Genomic DNA, 17,971 nt, shown 5'->3' on the forward strand with positions numbered 1-17,971 from the left:
GGACGGCTCACGGTGCCTCCGGCTCCGCGTCCCCGAGGGCCGCCGCCTCGTCCCGTACCACCCGCGCCTCGGCCGGACGGTCCAGCGCCGCCAGCACGTCACCGAGGGTGCTCAGGGCACCGGCGAGGCGGTGGCTGCCGAGGAGGCCGACAGTGGCACGGTGGAGGTCGACGGCCTCCTGCGCCTGCGGCAGCGCCTCGGCCGGGCGGTCCAGCTTCGCCAGCAGCTCGCCGACGGTGTGCAGCGAGACGGCGAGGCCGGCCCGGTAGCGAAGGTCGCCGGCTTCGGACTCCGTGACCCTCCGCCAGAGACGGACGGCTTCCCGGGCGAACGGCAGCGCCTCCTCCGGCCGGTCCAGTTGCAGCAGCAGCCGGCAGCGGGCGCGCAGGAGCAGTGCCAGTGCGACGCCACGGCGCGGGTCCGCGTCGGCCGCCGCCAGGTCTCGGCGGAGGGCCACGGCTTCCGCGACGGGCGGCAGCCCGTCGGCCGGCCGGTCCAACTGGCCCAGCAGCTCGCCGAGGAAGCCCAGGGACCGGGCGAGGGCGATCCGGCGGAGCGGGTCCGGGTCGGACTCCGCCACCTCGCGGCGGAGCGCGACGGCCTCCTCGACGAGGGGCAGGGCCTCCTGGCGCCGGTCGCCCTGCTTCAGCCGGACGGCCTGGTAGTGCAGGGCCGCGGCGAGGGCGGGGCGCCGACGGCCGGGGTCGGCCCCGGCCAGGTCACGGTAGAAGGCGACGAGGTCCCCGGACTCCGCCGCCAGGGCGGCGGCTTCGTCCCGTGCGGCCTGCGCCGCGGCCGGGCGGACCAGTGTCGTCAGCAGCTCGGCGAGCGTGCCCAGGCACTCCGCGAGGACGGTGCGATGGCGGGCGAGTTCGGTTTCCGCCAGGGGACGGCAGAGGTCGACGGCTTCCTCGGCGTGCGGCAGGGCCTCGGCCGGGCGGTCCACCTTCGCCAGCAGCTCGCCCAGGGTGCACAGGGACCGCGCGAGCGCGAGGCGGTAGCGCGGGTCGGGGTCGGTCTCCGCCCGGCCGCGGTACGTGGCGACGGCCTTCCTGGCCGCCCGGAGCTGTCCGCCCCACCGCAGCCTCGCCGTCATCGCGCCCCATCGGCGCCCCTCTCTCCGCACCATCACTTCACCGTTCCCGGAACCGGCCCGGCCGCGCCCCGTCCGTCGCATGCGTGGGTGGCCGGCCGGCCCGGCGCCGCGGACCGGAACCGCCGCACCCCGGCCGGGCCGCCCGCCCCGGGAACCGGCACCCCGGCCGCAGGCCACCACCGTCAGCCTGCGGCCAGCCTTGACCGGCACCACGGCCCCCAGCGACCGCCATGCGGGTAGTCCGTCGAGACCGCGCCGCCACCCGGGGGCGAGTGTCCGGCCTGCTGGGGCCCGTCCGGTCAACGCGGCCCCGACCCGCCGGACAGGCCCTAGCCTCAGCCGTATGAGCAGTGACTCCCCGGGCCCGGCGAGCGGTGACTCCCCGCAGGGCCGTGCGCCGGTTCATGTGACGGTGTGGGACGAGGCGGGGCCCGGTGCGCCGCGGGCGGTGCTGGTGCACGGCACGATGAGCTGGGGCACGGAGTGCTTCGCGGCGCAGCGGCCGCTGGCCCGGATGTTCCGGCTCGAACTCGTCGACCGGCGCGGTTTCGGCGACAGCCCGGACATCGAACGGAGCGACTACACGGTCGACGCCGAGGATATCGGCCGACTTCTGGACCACGGAGCCCACTTGGTCGGCCACTCCTACGGTGCGGCCGCCGTGATGCTGGCCGCGTCGGCCCGCCCGGAGGCCGTGCGGTCGCTCACCCTCATCGAGCCGTCCCCGCTGCGCACCGCGGCCGACCATCCGGCCGTGGCGGCGGCGCTGGAGCGCATCCGCGCGGCGTTCGGCGACCTCGACGAGGAGCTGGGCCCCGAGGAGTACCTGCGGCGCTCCACCGAGCCGTACGGGCTGCCGGTGCCGGAACCGACCCCGCGACTGCTGCGCGCGGTGCGGTCGGCGATGCGCGAACGTCCCGTGTGGGACGCGGAGTTGCCGCTCGGCCCGCTGGCGGCGGCCGCCCTGCCCAAGACCGTCGTCAACGGGACCTGGGAGACCGCCCACCCCGAGCACCGGGAGTTCTCCGGCCGGGCGCTGATGGCCTGCGGCGAGTACCTCGCCGGGGCGATCGGCGCCCGCCATGTGCGGGTGAGCGGCGCCGGGCACGCACCGCACCAGGACCGGCCCGCGGAGGTGAATGCCCTGCTCACCCGGCTGTGGCGGAGCTGACCGGGCGGCCGGGACCGGGGCGTGACGGGAGGCGGTCCGTGGCGTCCGGCCTCAGGCGACCTCGATGCCGTACTCCTGCACCAGCGCCTCCAGGCCACCGGGGAAGCCCTTGCCGCCGCCCACGAAGTCCCAGTCGCCGCCCGCCCGTTGCCGGAACGAGCCGAGCACCAGCGCGGTCTCACCGCGCCGCCCCTCCGAGACCGCCAGTTGCCCCAGCTCCTCCCCCGACGCGTCCAGCAGCCGGATACGGGCGTCGGTGAAGCCGGAGAGGTCGGCGTCGGGGTTGGCCTGGGGGTCGATCGCCGCTACCAGGACCAGCCGGTCGGCGTCCGGCGGCAGCGCCTCGAACCGCACCTGCATGGCGGCCCGGTCGGGCGCGAACCCCGGCAGCATCCGGACCGAGCCGTCCGGGTTGCGCGGGTTGTTGTAGAAGACGAACTGGTCCTCGCTCAGCACACTGGTCCCCTTGCACACCAGGGCGCAGACATCGAGGGCGACCTCGCCGGACCAGTTCATGCCGAGGATGTTGTGGTCCGGTGCCTCGTCGGCCGCGGCGGCACCGGCGGGCGCGTCCGTACCGAGCCGCCCGCGCAGCCCGTACCGGCCGAGCAGGTCGACGAGTTCGGAGCCGGCGATCAGGCTGAGCGGTTTGCCGTTGGCGAAGGTGTGGGAGCCGGGGCCGAAGCGGGAGGTCGTCACCAGTACGCCCTTGTTGGCGCCCTCGGCCTGGACGGTGCCGTAGAGGTCACGGACGGCGGTCGGCGGGACGGTGTGCCGGTAGCGCTTGACCTGCACCACGATCTTGCCGCCCCGGATCGGGTCCGGGTCCAGCGCGTCCACGTCGACCCCGCCGTCACCGGAGCGCTGGGTGGTCACGGCCTGCATGCCCATCGCGCGGAACAGCTCGGCGACCAGGTTCTCGAACGCGACCGGGTCCATCTCGTACAGGTCCGGTTCGCCGTCCGTGCCGTGGGCGACGACCTCACCCCCGACGTCCCCCGGAAGGCGTGCGGGGCGTACCGGGGTCCGCTGGTCGGGACGCGCGGCGAGCTGCCCGCGCAGCCCCTCGGTGAGGCACTCCACCGCGCTGACCTGCGCGAGGCGGAAGGCGTCGAAGGCGCTGCGGGGCGCCATGACGCTCGCGAGACACACCTGGGCCGGGCGGCCGGTCACCGGGTCGACCTCGTCCACGAACCCGTTGAGGGCCACCGAGTCCAGCGTGCCGTAGGTGTCGGCGGCGAAGAGGTCGCGCAGCACCAGCAGCACGCTCTGGGCCAGCACGTCGCGGTAGAGCGCCCGGCGCTGCGCGGCCGGCCGGGCGGTCTCCTTCTCCTGGTCGACACTCGACATGTACCGGACGTATCTGGCGGCCGGCACGATGTCGTAGCCGGGGAGCTCCCAGTCCAGGACGAGCTGGCGGGCCGCCGGGTCGTAGGCGGCGGCGAGCTGCCGGGGGAAGCCCTCCGGCCAGGCGGTGGAGGAGTAGAGGGCGGCGGAGAAGTACTCCACGGCGGCGTCCGGGTCGCCGTCGCGCAGGCCGTCCAGCAGCTCCGCCATCCCGTCGTTGTGCTGCCGGATGCCGGTGAGCGTGCCGGTGGCCCACTGGTCGTACTGCTGCCGGTAGGCCGCGAGTTGGGTCTGCCGTCGGCTCTCGGCGGCCTGTGCGGCGTACCGGTCCTGCTCGTAGCGGGCGCGGGCCTCGCCCTCGGCGCGGTCGCGGCGGACGCCGGCCTGCCAGTCGCCCGGCGGCGCCTGATAGCGCGCCGGGTCGGGCATCGGCACCGGGGTGGCGAGGGCGCCGGGCGCGAACTCCTCGATGCGCTCGGGGCGCAGCAGCGCGTCGGGGGTGAACGCGGGGGCCCGGCAGCCTTCGGCGAGGAGGCCGGTCAGCGCGGCGACCCGGCCGTCCAGCTCCTCGGTACGGCGCCGGGCGTCGGCCTCGCGCTGCTGCCGGTAGGCCGCCTGCCGCTCGCGGTGCATCCGGGCCATCGCGCGCTCGGCGTCCCGGGCCTGCCGTTCCTGGTCGCGCTGCTGCTGGGCTCGCGCGCGGCGCTGGGCTTCCTCCCGGCGCTGCTGCTGCCGCTGCGCCTCGGCCCAGATGGCCATCAACCCATGGGAACGGCGGCTCATGTCGCTCTGTGTCCTCCCCCCGGGGCGGCTGGCCCCCGGAACCCTGTGGAAGCGGTTTCACCTGCGCTGGTGCTGAGACCTTAGCGGGGGAGCAAGCGGCCGGTCACGGTCGGGTACGACAATTCGCCCTCGCCACGGGACGCCCGCACAAACCGGACCGACCACCTCCCCGTCCCCGGCCCCCGCCTCATCCGCCCGCCGCCGCCCGCAGCTTCGCCGCCGTGACGGCCGGGTCGTAGCCCTCGGGCACCCCCGGCACCAGCACCGCATCGCCGTCGATATGGCGGGTACGCAACGGCAGGATCTCCGCATAGGCCGGCGACTCGTACCACCCACGGGCCCGCGCCATATCGGGAAACGCAATCACCACAAGGGCCCCGGGCCAACTCCCCTCCCTGACCTCCACTTCGGCACCATGCACAAGGAACCGCCCCGCGAACGGGTCCAGCGTCCCCTGAATCCTCTCGAGGTACTCGAAGATCTCCGGGTGCGGGCCGGCGGGACGGAGATGAGCAACGGCGTACGCGGTCATGGGACTTCCTTCCGGTGCGGGGGTGATCCGGTGGATGCCACGGTTCCAGTCCTTGGGGGAGGGGTCGATTACCTCCGGGGTAAGACACGGCCTGTCATTGCCGCCGAGCCCCCTGACCGAGAAGGTCGACACCTCTTCGACACAGAGACCCTCCCGCAGCCTCTACGAAGGACCGGACCAGCCACTTGATGGGCCCGCGAGAGCCGGCCAGCGCTGCGTACCGGCGCTGGACCTTCGATGAGCTGGGCATACTCCGTGACCTCCACATGGCCTATAGCCCGAACCCGTACGTCAACTCGCCGATCACCCCGACCCGGCCGCGCATGCTCGGCTCGACCCTCGCCCAGGTGATCTGGACGCTCGTGCCACTGATCAGTCTCAGTCTGTTCGCCGCAGTGCCGTTCGTCGTGGCCGCCGTGAAGGGCGTCATCAAGCCGTGGCTGGCGGCCGTCTACGTGGTGGTCCAGGTCGGCATCTTCGTCTTCGCCACCGCCGTATCCGGCAACGACCCGAAGAACTGGACCGGGCTGCTGCTCGTTCTGCTGATGCTGGTCGCGACGACGCACACCGCTTTGCTCGACAGCGAGAAGATCCACATCGGCAAGTAGCCACGAAAGGAAAGGGCAACGAGGCTCAGGCCGGTGCACCGAACGCCGGGCTATGGAACGGCCGGCCCGTCAGGCCCACTGGACATGCGACCAGGAGCCAGGTGTGACGGTCGACCGCTCGTCACCACCACTCAGGCCGCCTCCTCCCTTGGTATGCGGCCCAAGCAGTTTCGTGACTGGGTGCGCGGCCGCCCGCCTGCGTTCGACTGCAAAATGTACAAACGAAGGCAAGTTCGTACCGGGGCCGTGGGCCACTTCTGCTCGGCTCTGCGTGGGTCGATGGTGGACGGGATGGGTGGGCCTGGGCAGAGGGGCCGAAGGCGGGCGCGGTCCCCGAGCGGAGTCGAGAAGCCCCCGCCCGGCGGAGCGGAGCGCAGCCGGGGGCTCCTGACGACGCCTTGGACCTGGGCAACACCGCGGCCGGTTGACTGTCCTCGCGGGCCGGGGAACGCCCCCGCCGCTCTCAGCTTGCTCGGGATGACCACCTACGTGCCGCTGTCGCGGCAGCACGGCGTCAGGAACCGTCCAACTCTGCCGCGGGAACGGCGGACGACCCTCCAACGGCCTGCCGTTGCCCCTCGACCGCGCACTCGGCTTGGCCGCACCTCATTGCCGGCTGCGCGCCGCCGCCTTCCCCAAGACAAACTGGCTCCCCCCTGACCGAATCTCACTTCGCCGTTGCCTTGGCCCCTTTGTGGCATTACCTTTATCGCTGTGACTACCGGGTCGGCCATGTGCCATGAGCGAGTGAGGTTCCCGGTCACCACGTGACCGTCCGGCGGGTGACACGAGGCCCGCCCCTCCGCTCTTTCAGTCTTCGCGCGTTTCGCGTTCTTCTTCCGCCTGCGGCATCATCGGCGCCGCGCACGGGTTTCCCCGCGCGCGCCGCTCCCGCACGCGTGCCTCTTTCGCGTCTCCGCGCCCTTTTCGTTTCCTTCTTCCGCGCTCCGGCGCTTCGCGCCACGGTCGACGGCTGTCTTTCCTCCGTGGCCCATTCACCCTGCCCGCGCGCAGCTCCTTCCGTGGGCTCACCCGCACTTCCAGCCTGGAGAAAACACCGCCTATGCCGATCGATTTCAACCGACAGGTCATTGAGGAGTTCCGCGCCAACGGCGGACGTGTCGGCGGCCCCTTCGAGGGTGGCCGGCTGCTTCTGCTGACCACTACGGGGGCGCGGTCCGGTGCCCCGCACACCACCCCGCTCGGCTACCTTCCCGACAGCGACGGACGCGTCCTGGTCATCGCCTCGGCGGCCGGCGCACCGAGGCATCCGGCCTGGTACCACAACCTGGTGGCGCATCCCCGGGTCACCGTCGAGGCGGGCGTCTTCACCTACGAGGCGCAGGCCGTGGTCCTGGAGGGCGCCGCGCGTGACCGTGCCTTCGCCCGGGCGGCCGAGGCCGATCCCGGCTGGTCGGAGTACCAGGAGAGGACGGACCGCCGGCTGCCCGTGGTGGCGCTGGAGGAGATTCCGGCCGGGCCGCCGCGCATCAACGCCGCCTCGGTGGGTGCGGCGCTGAAGGCCGTGCACGACGGATTCCGCCGGGAACTCGCCCTGATCCGCGAGGAAATCGCCACCTCCGGCCCCGGTCTCGGTGCCCAGCTCCGAATGAACTGCCTCGCCCTGTGCCAGGGCCTGCACAACCATCACACCGGTGAGGACGCCGGAATGTTCCCGATGCTCGGCGAGAATCATCCGGAACTCGCGCCGGCTCTGGAACATATGCGTCAGGAGCACGAGAAACTCGCGGACCTTCTTGCCGCCCTGCAAAGGGTGATCTCCGAGGAGAACGCGGACCGGCAACGGGTGCTCTCCGAAGTCGAGCGGCTCACGGAGGAGGTGGAAAACCATCTCACCTATGAGGAGGAGCAGTTGATTCCGGTCCTCGACGGAGGGAATTGCTGAGCCGGGGCGGCGGCCGCCGGGCGGGGCACGCCCTTCGGATTCGCGGCGTTCAGATCGCGGCGTCGTGCCCCGCCCAGTACGGATCGCGCAGCTGCCGCTTGAAGAGTTTTCCCGACTCGTCGCGCGGCAGCCGCTCCTCGAAGACCACGGCCCGGGGGACCTTGTAGCCGGCGAGCCGCGCGCCGACATGGGCGCGCACCGTCTCCGCGCTGAGCAGTACGCCGGGTTCGGTCTCCAGGTGCACGGCGAGGACCTCGCCGAACTCCTCGTCGGGGATGCCGAAGACCGCCACGTCACGGACGCCGTCGAGGGCGAGCAGACAGCCCTCGATCTCCGCGGGGTAGATGTTGACACCGCCGGAGATGACCATGTCGTTGCGGCGGTCGCTGAGGTAGAGGAAGCCGTCCGCGTCGAGGTGGCCGATGTCCCCGATGGTGACGTAGCCGGGCAGGCCCGGCGCTTCCATGGCGGCGCGCTTGTCCGGGTCGCCGAGGTAGGTGAACCGGGGCCAGTCGTCGCCGGGTTTGCAGTAGATGTCGCCGGTGGCGCCGGTGGGCAGCGGCGCCCCGTCGGGGCCGAGGACGGCGATGCCGCAGGTGCCGGTGGCCTGGCCGACGGTGCCGGGGTGGGCCAGCCACTCCGCGCTGTCGCACCATGTCACGGCGCCGGTCTCACTGCCGCCGTAGTACTCCCGCAGCACCGGCCCCAGCCAGTCGATCATGGCGTGCTTGATGTGCGGCGGGCAGGGCGCCGCAGCGTGTACGACCGAGGTGAGCGAGGACAGGTCGTAGCGCTCACGGACGTCCTTGGGCAGCCGCAGCAGCCGGACGAACATCGTGGGCACGACCTGGACCTGCTCGATGCGGTGCCGCTCGATCAGCCCGAGGAACTCCTCGGCGTCGAAGCGCGGCATGAGGGTGATGTCCAGTCCGGCGGCGAGGGCGAGGACGGCGTGCTGGCTGGGCGAGGCGTGGTAGAGCGGGGCGGGGATGAGCGTACGGCCGCCGGGGGCGACGGCGAAGTACTCCAGGAACCGCTGTACGGCTTCCTCCAGCCGGTCCGCGGCGACGGGTTCGCGCAGCACTCCCTTGGGGCGTCCGGTGGTTCCGGAGCTGTAGATGATGGTGGGCGGGCGTTGCCCGGCGGGTTCCCGCAGGGGTGCGCAGCCTTCCAGCCAGTGGTCGAGCAGCGGGTGGTGGCCGGTGGGCTGCGGCGGGGCGATCCCGCAGGCGGCCGCGACCCCGGCCGGGAGGGCCACCTCGACGATCCGTACGCCGTCGGGGAGTGCGGCGGACACCGCGGCGAGCAGGTCGGTGTGGACGAAGACGACCTTGCTGCCGCTGTCGGTGAGCACATGCCGCAGCTCGTGGTGCCGGAAGTGCCAGTTGACGGGTACCGCCGAGGCTCCGAGGAGGGCGGCGCCGGCGGTGATCTCCAGATGGGCGGGCTCGTTGCGCAGCACGACGGCGATCCGGTCGCCGGGCTCAACTCCCCACTCCTTCAGTCCGGTTGCGATCCGGGCGGCACGGTCGAGGAAGGCCGGATAGTCGCGTTCATGGCCCGCGCAGCGGATGGCCGGGGCACCGGCGGCGGATCGGGCGACGGCTTCCATGGTGCCTCCATTGAGTGCGACCGGATGGCTCATTGAACCGGCAAGCGGCGGTCCCCGCCAGGGCGCTGATGTGGCGTCAGTACTCCTTCGGCCACCGGGGGTTCTCTTCTCGGTCATTCCCCCCGGCCGCCTTAGATCCGAGGTCTCCCCGACCACCACCCGTCAACTCCCCCGATTCCGCGCCCGCGCCCCCAAGGTGCTCCGATGTTTGTTGCGCCTGGGGCTTCCGGTCGGGGTGCCGGGACTGCACCATGCGGGATGGCACAGGAGGCACGTACGTGACCAACTGACCCGAGGAGCGAGCGATGCACAGCCGCACACGACGATGCGGGCTGCTGGGGCTGACGGGACTGCCGCTGGCCCTGCTGCTGGCCGCCGGCGGCCCGACCGCCGCCGCGACGCCCCCGCCCCGGCCCGCCGGGGGCCCCGGCACCAACCACGCGACCGACGCCCCCTTCACCTCGCCGCGCACCTCGTGGTGGCGGCAGGGCCGCTTCGGGATGTTCATCCACTTCGGCGCGTACTCCCACCTGGAGGGCGAGTACACCCGGCCCGACGGCACCGTCTGCCGCAACGCGGAGTGGATCAAGCGCGAGTGCCAGATCCCGGACGCGGAGTACGAACGCCGGGCCGCCGCCTTCAACCCGTCCGCCTTCGACGCCCGCGCGATCGTCCGCACGGCCGAGGAAGCCGGTCAGCGCTATATCGTCATCACCGCCAAGCACCACGACGGCTATGCGATGTGGCCGACGCGGCAGAACACCTGGAACCTGCGCGACCACTCCTCCTTCGACCCGCGCCGCGACCTCCTCGCCGAGCTGAAGCAGGCCGCCGACGCCGCCGGGATCAAGCTCGGCTTCTACTACTCGATCTGGGACTGGCACGACCCGGACTTCGCCGGTCCGGACACCTTCCCGCGCTACAGGAAACGGATGTACGCCCAGCTCAAGGAACTGATCGACGACTATGACCCGGCGCTGCTCTGGTTCGACGGCGACTGGGACACGGACAACCCCACCAACCACTGGTCCCGCCGGGACGGCGCCGGCCTCCAGGCGTATCTGCACACCCTGAACCCCCGGCTGATCGTCAACAACCGCGTCGGCAAGCGCGAGGTGACCGACGGCGACTTCGGCACACCCGAGCAGGAGATCCCCGCGGAACCGGTCGACGGGCAGCTGTGGGAGAGCTGCATGACGCTCAACGACCACTGGGGCTTCGCCAGGTACGACACCCACTGGAAGTCGTCGGAGACCGTACTGCGCAATCTGCTGGACGTGGCGAGCCGCGGCGGCAACTACCTGCTCAACGTAGGGCCGGACGGACTCGGGCGCATCCCGCAGCCGTCCGTCGACCGGCTGCGCGAGACCGGCCGGTGGCTGGCCGCGCACGGCCAGGGCGACGCGGTGTACGGGGCCGGGCACACCGGTCTGGTGGCGGACCCGCCCTGGGGCGCGGTCTCCCGCCGGGGCAACGCGCTGTACGCCTCCGTCACCTCCTGGCCGGCCGCCGGCGCTCCCCTCCACCTGACGGCCAGGGCGCCGTTCGGCATCACCGCGGCCCGGGTGCTGGGCAGTTCCCAGCAGGTGAGGGCCGTCCGGTCCGGGGACGGGTTCGACCTCACGCCGTCCGGCCCGCCCACCGATCCGCGGGCGAGCGTCATCCGGCTCACCATCGAGCCGCCGCCCGCTGCGCCCGCCGGGAGCGGCACCGGTCTGACGGCGCGGAGCTGGGCCAATGACTCCTTCTCCGGCCCGCCCGTGGCGACCACCGTCGACCCGACGGTGAACAAGTCCTACCGCTTCGACGGCTCACCGGACCCGAAGATCCCCGCCGGCCGCTTCAGCACCCGCTGGACCGGCAGCATCCAGCCGCGTGACGACGAGACGTACACCTTCACCACCGTCTCGGACGACACCGTGCGGCTGTGGATCGACGGCCGGCCGGTGATCGACAGCGCCGGCCCGCACGGCCCGAGGACCGACAAGGGAACGGTCACCCTGAAGGCCGGGCACCGGCACCGCATCCGGATCGACCACACGCAGCAGACCGGCGAGGCCCATATGAAGCTGCTGTGGTCCAGCCCGAGTCAGGAGCAGCAGATCGTGCCGCGGCGTCAGCTCTACGCCGACTGACGGGTGCCTGACGGGACCGTATGGAGCGGCGGGCGGGAAATCGTCCGCCCCGTTGGGCCGTTCGGGTCACCGCCCGCCCGAGGTGACCGGCCCTGCGCCGGGGCGCCGTCGCCGGTGCCCGCTCCTATGCTCGGGGAGCATGAACCACGACGAGATCCTGCGAACCCATGGTGAGGCTCTCGCGCTCTTCGGGACCCGGGTGCACGCCGTCCGCGACGACCAGTGGGACGCCCCGACGCCGTGCACGGACTGGCCGGTGCGCGCGCTGGTGAACCACCTCACGGCCGAACAGCTGTGGGTGCCCCGCCTGGTGCGGGACGGCGCCGCGGTCACGGACGTCGGAGCGGACTACGACGGCGATGTGCTCGGGGATGATCCGGCCGGGGCCTGGGACCGCGCGGCGGTGGCCGCCGTGGCGGCGTTCGCGGAGCGCGGCGCCCTGGTCCGCCCGGTCCAGCTGTCCTACGGCGCGGTCCCGGCCGCCGGGTACTGCACACAGATGACGGCCGACGCGGTGGTGCACACCTGGGACCTGTCCCGTGCGATCGGCGCCGATGAGCGGCTGCCCGGCCCGCTGGCGACAGCGGCGCTGCGCGAGGTGGAGCCGTACGCCCCCGGGCTCGCCGCCTCCGGGCTGTTCGCCCCCGCGGTGGAGGCCCCGGCGGACGCCGATGACCTCACCCGGCTGCTGTGCCTGCTCGGGCGCCGGCCCTGACTCGGAGGAGGAGGCCCCCGGGTCAGGGCCGGCGTACACCTGCGTTCAGCCGATCAGTCGATACCGCGGAAGATGTTCGGCTCGGCGGGATCGTCCTCACAGCCGGCCAGGCGCACCGGGGCACATCGGTCCCAGACTTCCAGATTGCGGACTTCCTTGATCCGGCCTGGCCGCTCGCCCCGCTTCAGACGGGGCTGCTTGTGTTGAGCCTTGTGCAAAGCCACCACGCACTCCTTCATCGAGGTATTGGTTCCGACGCGGTGGCGCCTCTTTCACAAACCGGGAGGTCAGCCAAGGTTTGTGGCGTTCCCGCGACGGGCCAATGGTGTTGGCGTCTCCCAGAAAGGTCGTCCGTCGCCCCTCAGAGTAACGACGCCGCACGCGGCGCGCTCGACGTTTTCCGCTGGGAAAGTCAAGTCCTCGGAAAGCGCGAATACCGCCGCCCGTGAATGACGGGGAACGAGGTGGAATCTGTGATACACATCACTCACCCGAACGGCCCCGCGGTTGCTGCATTCGCCCCGTTCCCTACGCTGGAGAGTGAGCGAGCAATGCAGCCGCTGGGGCCGCGCGCCATGCCGTAGGGCGCGCGGCCACGGTGCTACCCATGGGTGGGTGGCATGGTTCTCCGATTCCGGTTACTGGCTGGGGCGGCTGGTCTTCCAGCGCGTGCTGGCCGTTCTCTATGTGGTCGCGTTCCTCGCCGCGGCACGGCAGTTCCGGGCACTGATCGGTGCGCGCGGCATGCTGCCGGTGCCCGCGTATGTGGCGCGGGTGCCGTTCCGTGCGGCGCCCTCGGTCTTTCACTGGCGCTATTCGGACCGCTTCTTCGCGCTGTGGTCGTGGGGCGGGGTACTGCTCGCCGCCGCGGTGGCGGCGGGGGCCGCGGACGCCGTGCCGCTGTGGGCTTCGATGGTGATGTGGGCCGTGCTGTGGGCGATGTACCTGTCCATCGTGAACGTCGGACAGACCTGGTACGGCTTCGGCTGGGAGTCGCTGCTGCTGGAGGCGGGCTCGCTGGCGGTGTTCCTCGGCAACGCCGAGACCGCTCCCCCGGTGACGGTGATGTGGCTGCTGCGCTGGGTGCTGTTCCGGGTGGAGTTCGGGGCCGGGCTGATCAAGATGCGGGGCGACAGCTGCTGGCGGGATCTGACCTGCCTCTACTACCACCACGAGACCCAGCCGATGCCGGGACCGCTGAGCTGGTTCTTCCACCACCTGCCCAGGCCCCTGCACCGGGTCGAGGTGGCCGCCAACCATGTGGCCCAACTCGCCGTTCCGGTGCTGCTGTTCACCCCGCAGCCGATCGCCGGGTGGGCGGCGGTGGCGATGGTCGTCACCCAGCTGTGGCTGGTGTTGTCCGGCAACTTCGCCTGGCTGAACTGGGTGACCATCGCGCTCGCCCTGTCGGCCGCCGCCCCCCTGTGGGCGCGGCCCTCCGCGCCGCTCCCGGCGCCGCCCGTCTGGTTCGAGGTCCTGGCCCTCCTCGCCACCGCCGGGGTCCTGGTGCTCAGTTACCGGCCGGCCCGCAATCTGCTGGCCCGGCAGCAGCTGATGAACACGTCGTACGAGTCGCTGCATCTGGTCAACTCGTACGGCGCGTTCGGCAGCATCACGCGGGTGCGCCGGGAGATCGTGGTGGAGGGGACGGCGGACGCGGTGACCGGGCCGGACACCACCTGGCTCGCGTACGAGTTCCACGGCAAGCCGGGCGCGGTGCGCCGGCTGCCGCGCCAGTTCGCGCCGTACCACCTGCGGCTGGACTGGCTGATGTGGTTCGCCGCGCTGTCACCGGCCTACGCACGGGCGTGGTTCGTGCCGTTCGTGACGCGGCTGCTGGAGAACGACCGGGACACGCTGCGGCTGCTGCGCGGCAACCCGTTCCCCGGGCTGCCGCCCGCCCGGATCAGGGCCCGGGTCTTCCGCTACCGCTTCACGACCTGGCGGGAACTGCGGGATACCGGGGCGTGGTGGCATCGCGTCGAGGAGCGGGAGTTTCTGCCGCCGGTGGCCCGGTCAGCTCCGCACGGAAGGCGATGACCATCTCGCGCGCGTGACGCAGGCCGATGCGGGTGAAGTCCTCTTCGAGGGTGGCCAGTTCGGCCAGGGTCTCGTCCCGGTCGCGGCCGAGGCGGGAACGGGACTTGACGAGCCCGAGCCGGGAGAGGGCCATGCCGCGGGGCTCCTGCATCTCGCGGAACTCCCGCAGCGAGAGGGTGTAGGTCTCCCGCGCGGACTCGTAACGGCCCGCCCGGTAGAGGACGTTGGCCCGCATCTTGTGGTTGTAGGCGAGCGCGCTCGCCAGGTCCATGGCGCGGCAGATGGCCTCCGCCTCGGACAGCAGATCCAGCGCCCGGTCCGTCTCGCCCTGGACGGACAGGACATCGGCGACGCCGCGCAGCGACCAGGCGCGCCCGCGGAAGTCATCGGCCTCGGCGGCGATCCGGGCGGACTCCTCGAACAGCTCCAGGGCCTTGTCGTAGCCGCCGGTGTTGCGGTGCATCTGGGCTATGCCGGACATCGCCCAGACCATGTGCCGGGCCTCGCCGTGCGCCCGGCCCTGTTCGAGCAGCTGCTCGTGGAGCTCGGCTACCGCGGCGTAGTCGCCCTGTATGCGGCCGGTCTCGGCGAGCCCGGCGAGCGAGTAGCCGTGGGCGAGACGGTCGCCGCTGCCGTCGGCCAGCGCCACGGCGTGGGTGAGCAGCCGGCGGGCGAGCGGCAGGGTGCCGCACTGGCGGGCCAGGGTGCCGCCGCTCCACAGCGCCCAGGCCATGGCGCCCGCGTCACCGGCGGTGCGGGCGCTGCGGTAGCTCTCCCGCCAGGCGTCGCCCGCCTCCGTCACCCGGCCGAGCCGGCGGTTGGCCTCGGCGACCGCGAGGGCCGCCCGGGACCGCTCCAGTGGGGTGCCCGCGTCGGCGTGCGCCCGGCTCGCCTTCTCCAGCACCTCCTCGTAGGAGGAGTTCACTCCCAGGGCCGCACCCAACTCGCCCTGGTATTCCGGGGCGAATGCCTTGCCGTACATAAGATCCTGGCCCTCTCACGTCATCTCCGTGCCTTGATCAACAACCTACGAGTGAAACGGGGGCTCCGAATCCGTCCGCGTATGGGTGTTGCCGTACGACTCGAGTGCTACGGAGAGGGTCCATGGTCATCTTGAGGATGTACGGGAGTCTCAGGGTCCTCCCTCCGATGGGAGACCCCGCGGGCGTCGTGCGCCGCGCCCCGCGGGTGCCCGGCTTGCCCGAGCGGGGCGGGACGGGACACCCTGCTGACGACCGCCCGAGCACGGACCACTGACCACGAGCACCGAGGTGTGACATGGGAGCAGAAGGCACGGGGAAGCGGACCGGGACCGGTACGGGCCGCCGGCGCTTCCTCGGCACCGTCGCGGGGCTGGGGCTGGCCGCGGCGGCCGGAACGGGGCTGCGGTCCCTGGAGGAGGACCGCCCGCCCGCGGAGACCACCGCCCGCCGCCCGGGGCCGCGCCCGCCGCGCACCCGGCCGCTCTTCCTGGGCACCTACACCTCCGCCGAGGGTGGCGGCACCGGCGTCGGCTACGGCACGTACGACACCCTGACCGGGCGGATCACCACCGGCGGGGTGGTCACCGGAGTCGCCGACCCCTCCTATCTCGCCCTGGCGCCGTCCGGCCGGACGCTCTACGCGGTCAACGAGCGGGAGGAGGGCGGGGTGACCGCGATGGCGCTGCGGCCGGCCGGCCGGCCGGCGTTGCTGGGCACCCGGGCCACCGGCGGCGCGGGCCCCTGCCATCTTTCGGTGCACCCCGGCGGGCGCTGGCTGCTCAGTGCCAACTACCTCTCCGGCAGCGTCGCCGTGCATCCGGTCGACCCGGCCACCGGCGCGCTGGGCGAGCGCACGGATCTGGTCACCCACACCGACCCGCCGCCCGGCCCCGGCCAGGACGGGCCACACGCCCACCAGATCCTCACCGCCCCGGACGGCCGCCATGTGCTGGCGGTGGACCTCGGCAACGACACCGTCTACACCTACCGGCTCGACACCTCGGCCGGACGGCTCACCCGGCTCTCGCACACGGCGCTGCGGCCGGGCGCCGGCCCCCGGCATCTGACCTTCCATCCCTCGGGCGACTTCGCGTACCTCGCGAACGAGGTCGACAACACGGTGGTGGTCTGCCGCTACGACCGCCGCAGCGGACGGCTGACACCCGGCGCGCCGCAGTCCACCGGCACCGGTCCGGGCACCAGCTTTCCCGCACAGATCCTGGTCACCAGGGGCGGCCGCTTCGCCTATCTCGCCAACCGCGGGCACAACAGCCTGACCCGCTATGCCGTGGAGGCGGGCGGGGCCCGGCTGCGGCTGCTGGACACCGTGCCCGTGGGCGGGGACTTCCCCCGGCAGATCGCGTTCTCGCCGGACCAGCGGTGGCTGTTCGCGGCGAACCAGAAGTCGGGGTCGGTGACGGTGTTCGCGGTGGACGCCCGGACCGGGGCGCTGCGCCGCGCGGGTGCGCCGTTCACCGCTCCGGTCCCGGTGTGCGTCCTGCCGCGCTGAGCACGGGCCGCCCGCCACGGCCTGCCGCACCGTCCCGGAGGCGGAAACACTGCCGCAACAGCGCCGCAGGATTGGCCCACTAGCGTCGGCCCGCATGAGCACGAGCACGGAGACGGTACGGGACGACGGGACGGAGCGGGGCGGGGCACCGGCCGCGCCGGGAGGGCTGCGGCAGGGCCTCAAGCGCCGCCATATGCGGTTGATCGCGCTGGGCGGGGTCATCGGGGCGGGGCTGTTCGTCGGCAGCGGGGTGGTCATCCGGTCCGCCGGTCCGGCCGCGGTGCTGTCGTTCCTGGCGGCCGGCGTGCTCACCGTACTGATCATGCGGATGCTGGCCGAGATGACCGTGGCCCGTCCGGCGCTGGGGTCCTTCTACGCCCATGTCCGCGAGGCGCTGGGGCTGCGGGCGGGGTTCACCGTCGGCTGGCTGTACTGGTACTTCTTCGTGATCGTGGTCGCCGTCGAGGCGGTGGCCGGCGGCCGGATCGTCCAGCTGTGGCTTCCCGACGCGCCGTTGTGGGCGGTCAGCCTGGTGCTGATGACGCTGCTGACCGCGACGAACCTGGTCTCGGCCCGCTCCTACGGCGAGTTCGAGTACTGGTTCTCGTCGGTCAAGATCCTGGCGATCGTGGTGTTCCTCTTCCTCGGCGCGCTGTTCGTGCTGGGCCTGTGGCCGCACTCCCCCGGCGGGCTGGGCCATCTGACCGCACACGGCGGGTTCGCGCCCGAGGGCGTCGGCGCGGTGCTGGCCGCCGTCGTGCCCTGCATCGGGTTCTTCACCGGCGCGGAGATCGTGACGATCGCGGCGGCCGAGTCGGCCGAGCCGGAGCGGGCGGTGGCGGACGCGATCCGCTCGATCGTGCTGCGGGTGGTGGCCTTCTACGTGCTGTCGGTATTCCTGGTGGTCGCCGTGGTGCCCTGGACGTCGAAGGCGATCGAGGTGAGTCCGTACGCGGCGGTGCTGGAGCGGCTCGCGGTGCCCGCGGCCGGCACGGTCATGAACGCGCTGGTGCTGATCGCCGTGCTGTCCTGCCTGAACTCCGCGCTGTACACGTCCTCCCGGATGCTGTTCGCGCTCACCCGCAACGGGGACGCGCCGCGCGCCTTCACCGTGGTCAGCGCGAGCGGGGTGCCGCGCCGGGCGCTGCTGGCCGGGACCTCGGCCGGCTATCTGTCGGTGATCGCGGCCTGGATCTCGCCCGATGTCGTCTTCGAGTTCCTGATCAACTCCTACGGCGCGGTCGCCCTGTTCGTCTATCTGACGATCGCGGTCGCCCAGGTGCGGATGCGGCGGAAGCTGGAGCGTACGGAGCCGGAGCGGCTGACGCTGAAGATGTGGCTGTTCCCGTGGCTCAGCCGGGTCACCATCGCGCTGATGGCCGTGGTGATCGGGGCGATGGCGTTCCTGCCGGACAGCCGGCCGCAGTTCTGGCTGAGCCTGCTGACGGTGGCCGTGGTGCTGGCCGGGTACGAGCTGCGGCGGCGGAGGGGGCCGGCCGACGCGGGCTGAACCGCGCCGGCCGGCGGAGAACT

At 72.4% G+C, this 17,971-nt stretch carries 14 protein-coding genes; 8 read left to right on the forward strand and 6 right to left on the reverse strand.

Annotation, left to right across the window (positions count from 1 at the left end; translation table 11 throughout):
- Positions 1-7: 7 nt before the first annotated feature.
- Complete coding sequence (locus tag ACWC9R_RS03075) at positions 8-1,096, reverse strand: tetratricopeptide repeat protein (RefSeq protein ID WP_450728471.1); 1,089 nt, start codon at positions 1,094-1,096, stop codon at positions 8-10.
- Between the two features lie 343 nt (positions 1,097-1,439).
- Here ACWC9R_RS03075 and ACWC9R_RS03080 point away from each other — a divergent pair, with 343 nt between their 5' ends.
- Positions 1,440-2,267, forward strand: a complete 828-nt coding sequence (locus tag ACWC9R_RS03080) for an alpha/beta fold hydrolase (protein WP_450728473.1) — start codon at positions 1,440-1,442, stop codon at positions 2,265-2,267.
- 51 nt (positions 2,268-2,318) lie between these two features.
- Here the strand turns inward: ACWC9R_RS03080 and ACWC9R_RS03085 are convergent, their stop codons facing one another.
- Both ACWC9R_RS03085 and ACWC9R_RS03090 read right to left on the reverse strand, forming a co-directional pair.
- The gene (locus tag ACWC9R_RS03085) at positions 2,319-4,397 is read right to left on the reverse strand and encodes a restriction endonuclease (protein ID WP_450728475.1); all 2,079 of its coding nucleotides are present in this window, start codon (positions 4,395-4,397) and stop codon (positions 2,319-2,321) included.
- A 187-nt stretch (positions 4,398-4,584) separates the two neighbouring features.
- Complete coding sequence (locus tag ACWC9R_RS03090) at positions 4,585-4,929, reverse strand: DUF1330 domain-containing protein (RefSeq protein ID WP_450728477.1); 345 nt, start codon at positions 4,927-4,929, stop codon at positions 4,585-4,587.
- Between the two features lie 188 nt (positions 4,930-5,117).
- Here ACWC9R_RS03090 and ACWC9R_RS03095 point away from each other — a divergent pair, with 188 nt between their 5' ends.
- Positions 5,118-5,537, forward strand: a complete 420-nt coding sequence (locus ACWC9R_RS03095) for a hypothetical protein (protein WP_450728479.1) — start codon at positions 5,118-5,120, stop codon at positions 5,535-5,537.
- 1,063 nt (positions 5,538-6,600) lie between these two features.
- Complete coding sequence (locus tag ACWC9R_RS03100) at positions 6,601-7,443, forward strand: nitroreductase/quinone reductase family protein (RefSeq protein WP_450728481.1); 843 nt, start codon at positions 6,601-6,603, stop codon at positions 7,441-7,443.
- Positions 7,444-7,492: 49 nt separating this feature from the next.
- On the opposite strand, the gene ACWC9R_RS03105 is transcribed toward ACWC9R_RS03100, so the two are convergent.
- On the reverse strand, positions 7,493-9,055 hold the full coding sequence (locus ACWC9R_RS03105; RefSeq protein ID WP_450728483.1) for an AMP-binding protein: 1,563 nt from the start codon (positions 9,053-9,055) through the stop codon (positions 7,493-7,495).
- A gap of 305 nt (positions 9,056-9,360) precedes the next feature.
- Between ACWC9R_RS03105 and ACWC9R_RS03110 the strand changes: the two genes are divergently transcribed.
- On the forward strand, positions 9,361-11,190 hold the full coding sequence (locus ACWC9R_RS03110; RefSeq protein ID WP_450728485.1) for an alpha-L-fucosidase: 1,830 nt from the start codon (positions 9,361-9,363) through the stop codon (positions 11,188-11,190).
- Between the two features lie 139 nt (positions 11,191-11,329).
- Positions 11,330-11,905, forward strand: a complete 576-nt coding sequence (locus ACWC9R_RS03115; RefSeq protein ID WP_450728487.1) for a TIGR03086 family metal-binding protein — start codon at positions 11,330-11,332, stop codon at positions 11,903-11,905.
- A gap of 53 nt (positions 11,906-11,958) precedes the next feature.
- On the opposite strand, the gene ACWC9R_RS03120 is transcribed toward ACWC9R_RS03115, so the two are convergent.
- Positions 11,959-12,129, reverse strand: coding sequence for a hypothetical protein (locus tag ACWC9R_RS03120; RefSeq protein ID WP_362606768.1), 171 nt, complete (start codon positions 12,127-12,129; stop codon positions 11,959-11,961).
- A gap of 391 nt (positions 12,130-12,520) precedes the next feature.
- Here ACWC9R_RS03120 and ACWC9R_RS03125 point away from each other — a divergent pair, with 391 nt between their 5' ends.
- Complete coding sequence (locus ACWC9R_RS03125; RefSeq protein WP_450728489.1) at positions 12,521-13,945, forward strand: lipase maturation factor family protein; 1,425 nt, start codon at positions 12,521-12,523, stop codon at positions 13,943-13,945.
- Here ACWC9R_RS03125 and ACWC9R_RS03130 read toward each other — a convergent pair.
- On the reverse strand, positions 13,839-14,927 hold the full coding sequence (locus tag ACWC9R_RS03130) for a tetratricopeptide repeat protein (RefSeq protein ID WP_450728491.1): 1,089 nt from the start codon (positions 14,925-14,927) through the stop codon (positions 13,839-13,841). The two genes, ACWC9R_RS03125 and ACWC9R_RS03130, sit on opposite strands and share 107 nt — an antisense overlap.
- Before the next feature lie 296 nt (positions 14,928-15,223).
- Here ACWC9R_RS03130 and ACWC9R_RS03135 point away from each other — a divergent pair, with 296 nt between their 5' ends.
- Positions 15,224-16,438, forward strand: coding sequence for a lactonase family protein (locus ACWC9R_RS03135; protein WP_450728493.1), 1,215 nt, complete (start codon positions 15,224-15,226; stop codon positions 16,436-16,438).
- Positions 16,439-16,532: 94 nt separating this feature from the next.
- Positions 16,533-17,948, forward strand: a complete 1,416-nt coding sequence (locus ACWC9R_RS03140) for an amino acid permease (protein WP_450728495.1) — start codon at positions 16,533-16,535, stop codon at positions 17,946-17,948.
- Positions 17,949-17,971 lie beyond the last annotated feature (23 nt).

The sequence above is a fragment of the Streptomyces sp. NPDC001219 genome (genome assembly GCF_053597915.1).